The organism is Salipiger thiooxidans (assembly GCF_900102075.1).
Classification (GTDB): Bacteria; Pseudomonadota; Alphaproteobacteria; order Rhodobacterales; family Rhodobacteraceae; genus Salipiger; species Salipiger thiooxidans.
The window spans coordinates 428707-434706 of the sequence record NZ_FNAV01000003.1 but is presented as its reverse complement, the minus strand read 5'-3'; the positions used below and the strand labels follow the sequence as shown (position 1 = coordinate 434706).

At 65.4% G+C, this 6000-nt stretch carries 5 protein-coding genes, 1 tRNA gene and 1 pseudogene; 3 read left to right on the top strand and 4 right to left on the bottom strand.

The genetic code is table 11. The annotated features are described in order from the left end of the window. Positions 1-323: pseudogene (locus tag BLQ77_RS06420) on the top strand (transposase); the annotation flags it as partial. A gap of 213 nt (positions 324-536) precedes the next feature. On the opposite strand, the gene BLQ77_RS28410 reads toward BLQ77_RS06420, so the two are convergent. The 3 genes from BLQ77_RS28410 to BLQ77_RS06410 all read right to left on the bottom strand — a co-directional run bounded on the left by BLQ77_RS28410 (position 537) and on the right by BLQ77_RS06410 (position 3187). Continuing rightward, positions 537-1127: a DUF8453 domain-containing protein gene (locus BLQ77_RS28410; RefSeq protein ID WP_131821992.1), complete on the bottom strand. Its 591-nt coding sequence runs from the start codon at positions 1125-1127 to the stop codon at positions 537-539. Between the two features lie 201 nt (positions 1128-1328). Further along, positions 1329-1418, bottom strand: a tRNA-Ser gene (locus BLQ77_RS06415). A gap of 125 nt (positions 1419-1543) precedes the next feature. Next, complete coding sequence (locus BLQ77_RS06410) at positions 1544-3187, bottom strand: electron transfer flavoprotein-ubiquinone oxidoreductase (RefSeq protein ID WP_008887276.1); 1644 nt, start codon at positions 3185-3187, stop codon at positions 1544-1546. A gap of 346 nt (positions 3188-3533) precedes the next feature. On the opposite strand from BLQ77_RS06410, the gene greA reads away from it, so the two are divergent. Together greA and BLQ77_RS06400 are read left to right on the top strand one after the other, a co-directional pair. Continuing rightward, positions 3534-4004, top strand: a complete 471-nt coding sequence (gene greA / locus BLQ77_RS06405) for a transcription elongation factor GreA (protein ID WP_008886901.1) — start codon at positions 3534-3536, stop codon at positions 4002-4004. Between the two features lie 12 nt (positions 4005-4016). Then, complete coding sequence (locus tag BLQ77_RS06400) at positions 4017-5024, top strand: hypothetical protein (protein WP_089956814.1); 1008 nt, start codon at positions 4017-4019, stop codon at positions 5022-5024. Positions 5025-5051: 27 nt separating this feature from the next. On the opposite strand, the gene BLQ77_RS06395 is transcribed toward BLQ77_RS06400, so the two are convergent. Beyond that, positions 5052-5912, bottom strand: coding sequence for a molybdopterin guanine dinucleotide synthesis (locus tag BLQ77_RS06395; RefSeq protein ID WP_242661637.1), 861 nt, complete (start codon positions 5910-5912; stop codon positions 5052-5054). Between the last annotated feature and the right edge of the window lie 88 nt (positions 5913-6000).

Below are 6000 nucleotides of genomic sequence, written 5' to 3'. Positions count from 1 at the left end.
CCCGAGCGTCCTGCTGGCCGACCGAGGCTATGACGCTGACAGCATTCGGGAAACCATGGACAAACGGGATGTCCTGCCGGTCATTCCCCTCTCGGGACATCGCTTTGCGATGCCCTGCCGGGCAAAGGATGCGCAAGTCCCGCAAAAAGCGCGTTGGCGTGGACCGATCACTATACCGACTGCGCAACCTGGTCGAACGGTGCTTCAACAAGCTGAAGAACGCCCGCCGCGTCGCCACCCGCTACGACAAAACTGCGGAGAGCCTCCTGGGCTTCATCGACATCACGTCGATACGCCTTTGGGTGCGCCATTTGTCAACATGACCTAGACCTAACCGAAACCGCCGTGCTTGCCGTGCCGCTGTACGCGATCACGTCGAAAGACCGGGCCAACGTGCAAGAGGTTTGCCGAAGTACCTACGCCGTAGCCGCGTAACCCGTGTTCCTTCTGAAAGTGCCAACTAGCCCCGCTTCGGCGGGGTTCTTTTTATTTTTCACCTATTGGATTTAAACCACCGGCTTCCAGCCGGTAGTCTTTCACTTCGGCAGTTGTTTGCGAATTTTCTCAAGCTCTTGGGCAACGTCGTGAATGCCTTTGGAGTTGAAGCCGCCTCTAAACCCGTCTTTGGGTTCAAAGGTATATTCCAGTGTTTCGCGTTCGCTGGAACCGGGATAAGACGACCAACTAACCTTCGCCGTGAAAACTTTGTCGTGGACCTGCGGTCCCATCGCCCCTTGAATGCTGAGCATTTGGCCGGGTGGAAGTAGCGATGTGTCAAAGGCGGTTTCTTTGTCTTCGCCGGAAGGTGTTCCATCTGGCTTGTCCGCCAGCGCCGGTGTTAGCCGCACCTTAATGTCAAATGCAGTCGCGTTGCCCGTGTTGCGAAGCGTGAGGTTGAGCGCGATTGCGCTAGCTGTGCTAGAATCTAGCCAACACACGACGAAAGGTTGCGCCGTCATTTTGGCGAGTGTCGTTGTTTCGACCGCAAGAACACGCGTTACACGCCAAAGCGCAATTGTGGCGACTGCGGTTACTAGTGCGGCGAGAACCTGCGCAAGGGGAAGCGAGTTAGCCCATATCCACGCGCCCGTCGTGAGGGCGTATTCCCAAAGTTGGTCTTTGGTCAAATCGTTCCCCTTCGTTATAAAATACGATGGGACTATGTGCCGTGGACAAGTTAGGGGCAAGGCTGCTCGACAAGCGGATGGACAGGCCGGGCTTGTCACACTTCCGTGAGCAAAACGCACAAATCTACCGCTCAAAAATGAGTAGTAGATGGTGAGTAGATTTGGCCTCTTGCCAGATTTCTCAATGAAATCAAAGGCAAGTGGCGGAGAGGAAGGGATTCGAACCCTCGAGACGGTTTCCCGCCTACACACTTTCCAGGCGTGCGCCTTCGACCACTCGGCCACCTCTCCGCCGACCCCTTTAGCGGATCGAATGTCCCGGATGCAAGGGCCAATCCGCCGATAAATCAAAGCCCCGGCAAAACCGGGGCTTTGGGATCGTTGCGTGTAGAAAAGCATCGCGAACCGACGCCGCCTCACATGTTCGGGTAGTTCGGGCCGTCCCCGCCCTGGGGCACCGTCCAGGTGATGTTCTGGGCCGGGTCCTTGATGTCGCAGGTCTTGCAGTGAACGCAGTTCTGGAAGTTGATGACGAAACGCGGGCCGCCCTCTTCCTCGACGAACTCGTAGACCCCTGCCGGGCAGTAGCGCTGCGAGGGGCCGGCGAAGCTGGTGTAGTCCACCACCACCGGCACCGCCTCGTCCTTGAGCCGAAGGTGGCAGGGCTGGCTTTCCTCGTGGTTGGTGAAGGCGAAGGACACGTTGGTCAGCCGGTCGAAAGACAGCTTGCCGTCGGGCTTGGGGTAGTCGATCGGCTTGTGGTGCGACGCGGGCTCGGTCGAGGCCGCATCGTTCTTGCCGTGGCCCATGGTGCCGAACAGCGAGAAGCCGAGCTGGTTGGTCCACATGTCGAGCCCGCCCACGGTCAGCGAGCCCATGAGCCCGTATTTCGACCACATCGGCTTGACGTTGCGCACCTTCCACAGGTCCTTGCCGATGGCACCCTCGCGCACCTCGGTCTCGTAGGCGGTGAGCTCGTCGCCCTCGCGTCCGGCCCGGATCGCCTCGAAGGCGGCCTCTGCCGCGGCCTTGCCCGAGAGCATGGCGTTGTGGTTGCCCTTGATGCGCGGCACGTTGACCATGCCCACCGAGCAGCCCAGCAGCGCCACGCCGGGCGCGACCATCTTCGGCATCGACTGGTAGCCGCCCTCGGAGATCGCCCGTGCCCCGTAGGCCACACGCTTGCCGCCCTCGAGCAGCGCCGCCACGTGGGGGTGATGCTTGAAGCGCTGGAACTCCATGTACGGGAACAGGTAGGGGTTCTTGTAGTTCAGGTGAACCACGAAGCCCACATACACCTGGTTGTTCTCGATGTGGTAGATGAAGGCACCGCCACCGGCGTTGCTTCCCAGCGGCCAGCCCATGGTGTGCTCGACGCGGCCTTCCTTGTGCTTCGCCGGGTCGATCTCCCAGATTTCCTTCATCCCGAGACCGAACTTCTGCGGGCACTTGCCGGCGGACAGGTCGTATTTCGCGATGACCTCCTTGGCGAGCGAGCCGCGCACGCCCTCGGAGAGGAACACGTACTTGCCGTGCAGCTCCATGCCCGGCTCATAGCCCGGCCCGGGGGTGCCGTCCGCCTCGCGGCCGAACTCGCCCGCAACCACGCCCTTGATCCGGTCGCCCTCGTAGACGAGCTCGGAGCAGGACATGCCCGGGAAGATCTCGACACCCAGCGCCTCGGCCTGCTCGGCCATCCAGCGGCAGACGTTGCCCATGGAGACGATGTAGTTGCCGTGGTTCGACATGAACGGCGGCATCGGCCAGTGCGGGATGCCGAGCTTGCCGCTCTCACCGAGGACGTAGAACTTGTCCTCGCGGACCGGCACGTTGACCGGTGCGCCCTTTTCCTTCCAGTCGGGCATGAGCGCATCGAGCCCGCAGGGGTCGAGAACCGCCCCGGACAGGATGTGCGCGCCCACCTCGGAGCCCTTCTCGAGCACCACGACGCTCAGGTCGGCATCCAGTTGCTTGAGCCGGATCGCCGCGGAGAGGCCCGCGGGCCCCGCTCCGACGATCACAACATCATATTCCATCGACTCGCGCTCGATTCCGGACATACCGACCCCTCCGCTGGCTTCCCGTGAAATTTTCTTGCGCTTCGGCCTAACGCGGCGGCGCAGCGAAGGTCAATCAAAACACGGCGTCGCAGCGCTCACAAGCGACCATTGGTGCGTTTCTGACAGGGTTTTCATGCGCCTCGGCGCTGCGCCCCCGCGGGGCCCCCGGACCGATCGCGGACCAGCCCGGACCGGCCCCGCGAGGGAGCGTGATCGCGATTCCGCCGTTTTCGCGACCTAATCGGCAAGCGCGTGCCGGTCTGGACCTTGACGAGGGGGCGGGGAGACACGTTATGTGCGATACTCAGACTGGAATGCACGAACCGTACGTTCAGGAGCCCCCTCCTTGGAAAAGATACTGATCACCCGCGCGGGCTTCACCGCGCTCGAAACCGAATTGAAGAAGCTCAAGAGCGAAGAGCGTCCCGCCGTGATCCAGGCGATCGCGGAGGCGCGCGAGCTCGGCGACCTCAAGGAAAACGCCGAATACCATTCCGCGCGAGAGAAGCAGGGCTTCATCGAGGGCCGGATCAAGGAAATCGAATCGATCATGGGTCTCGCCGAGGTGATCGACCCCCGCACGCTCTCGGGAGCGGTGAAGTTCGGCGCGACCGTGAAGGTCGTCGACGAGGACACCGACGAGGAGAAGACGTGGCAGATCGTCGGCGAGCACGAGGCCAGCATCGAGCGCGGCCTGCTCAACATCAAGTCGCCCATCGCCCGCGCCCTGATCGGCAAGGAAGCCGGTGACAGCGTCGAGGTGCGCACGCCCGGCGGCGAGAAGAGCTACGAGATCCTGAGCATCGACTACAAGTAAGGTCCGCTCCAGATGGTCGACAGCAACGACAGCCGCCAGAGCCCGATCGGAATCTACGACCGGTCGCAGAAGGGCGGCCCCAACGGCATCGAGATCACGGCCGCGGCGCTCAGCGTCGCGTGGCTGGCGCTCTCGTCCGGGGTCTTCATGCTCTATACCGGCGAGGGGACGGACGCGCTGCAGTTCGTCCTGACGATCATGGTGGTCTTCATCCCCGTGGCGCTGATCTGGGTCGCGGCGACTGCTGCCAAGGCCAGCCGGGTGATGCGCGAGGAAAGCGCCCGCCTGCAGACCGCCATCGACGCGATCCGCAACGCCTACATCGCGCAGGCGCAGGCGGGGCGCAAGGATCCGGGCGCGCAGGCGATCGCCAAGAAGCTCGACGAGATCATGGCGGCGCAGCGCAAAACCGAGACCGCGCTGGCGACCTTCGCCACCACCCGCGCGGTGGCCCCGGCGCAGACCGCCGCGCCGCCCGCCGCGGCGCCCCAGCCCGGCGACGACCAGCCGGCGCTGTCGCTCGGCACGCCCGCCGAGGCGCTGCAGCCGCCAGTCGCCAACGCCGATTTCATCCGGGCGCTGAACTTCCCCGAGACCGCCGACGACCAGGCCGGTTTCTCGGCGCTGCGGCGGGCGCTGAAGGACCGGCAGTCGGCGCAGCTGATCCAGGCCGCCCAGGACGTGCTCACGCTGCTGTCGCAGGACGGCATCTACATGGACGACCTGCGCCCCGACATGGCCCGCCCCGAGATCTGGCGCGCCTTTGCCGAGGGGACCCGTGGCCGCGCCATCGCGCCGCTGGGCGGCGTGCGCGACCGCTCGTCGCTGGCGCTCACCAGCGCGCGAATGAAGCAGGACCCGATCTTCCGGGATGCGGCGCACCACTTCCTGCGGCTCTTCGACCGGGCGGTCGCGCGCTTCACCCCCGAGGCCAGCGACACCGAGATCTCGGAACTTGCCAACACCCGTTCCTCGCGCGCCTTCATGCTGCTGGGCCGGGTCGCGGGCACCTTCGACTGAGCCCCCTCCGGCCCCCGCAGGGCCGGATCACCCTTCCCTTGCCGCCGCCTGCAGCTCGTCCTCGAACCCGAGGCCGAGGATCCAGCCCTCTTCCGGCGCCGACACGTCGAGCATCGCGGCAAGCCGCTCCGGCGCAAGCCGCGCCAGCGCCCTGGCCGTCAGCCGCACCTGATGGGCGTCCTTGATCCCGCCCTCCGCCAGCGCCTCGGCCACGGCCCCACGCAAGAGAGACGGCCAGATCTCGACGAAGGCGATGGGCCGGTCGAGCGGCTCGAAGGGCCAGACGGCGATCCGACCGGGAAATCGCGCCCGCAGCCGGTGCAGCACCGGCAGGCCGGTCATCACCTGCCCGCCCACCGCGCCGGCGCCGCCCATCTGCCAGCAGGTGAAGCTGCCCTTCGCGGCGCCCTCGACCTCGCGGCGCTCGGGCATGCCATGGCCCGTGCGGGTATCGCGGCGCGGCAGGTCCGGAACATCGGCCTTGCCACCGTTGAACCAGAACGGCCCGATGCCGGGGAAGCGCCGGTTCACCTCGCCCGCAAGCGCAAAGCGGGTGTTGCGCTTCGGCGCATCCTCGAGCCGCGCCTCCAGCCACGCCCAGACCGCGAGCGGATCGGCGCTGCCGGTCAGCGCCGTCCCGAAACCGCGTGGATAGGCGAAGGGGAAGTCGAACCCCAGCATCAGACGCTCACCCGACTCCAGCGCGGCCGAGATCCGGTCGCCGAGCAGCGCCTCGACCGCGACGCGGTTGCGCAGGTAGAGCGGCGCGGCGTCGCCCTGCGCGGTGCTCTCGCCCAGCCAGATGGCGTCCTTGCGCGGCCTCGGGCCGGTGTCGTTGCCCGAGGACCAGTCGACCATCAGCACCCGGTCGAAGAAAGCGCCGGTCACTACGCGCCGCTCCGCCGGTTCCACGCCGGACAGCTCGCGCAGGCCCCGCGCCGGGTCGGTCTTCTGCGCTGCTTCATGGGTCCCCGCC

Excerpts from the sequence above, each read along its gene's own strand:
- BLQ77_RS06410 (WP_008887276.1), bottom strand. The coding sequence starts at position 3,187 with ATGTCCGGAATCGAGCGCGAGTCGATGGAATATGATGTTGTGATCGTC.
- BLQ77_RS06400 (WP_089956814.1), top strand. The coding sequence starts at position 4,017 with ATGGTCGACAGCAACGACAGCCGCCAGAGCCCGATCGGAATCTACGAC.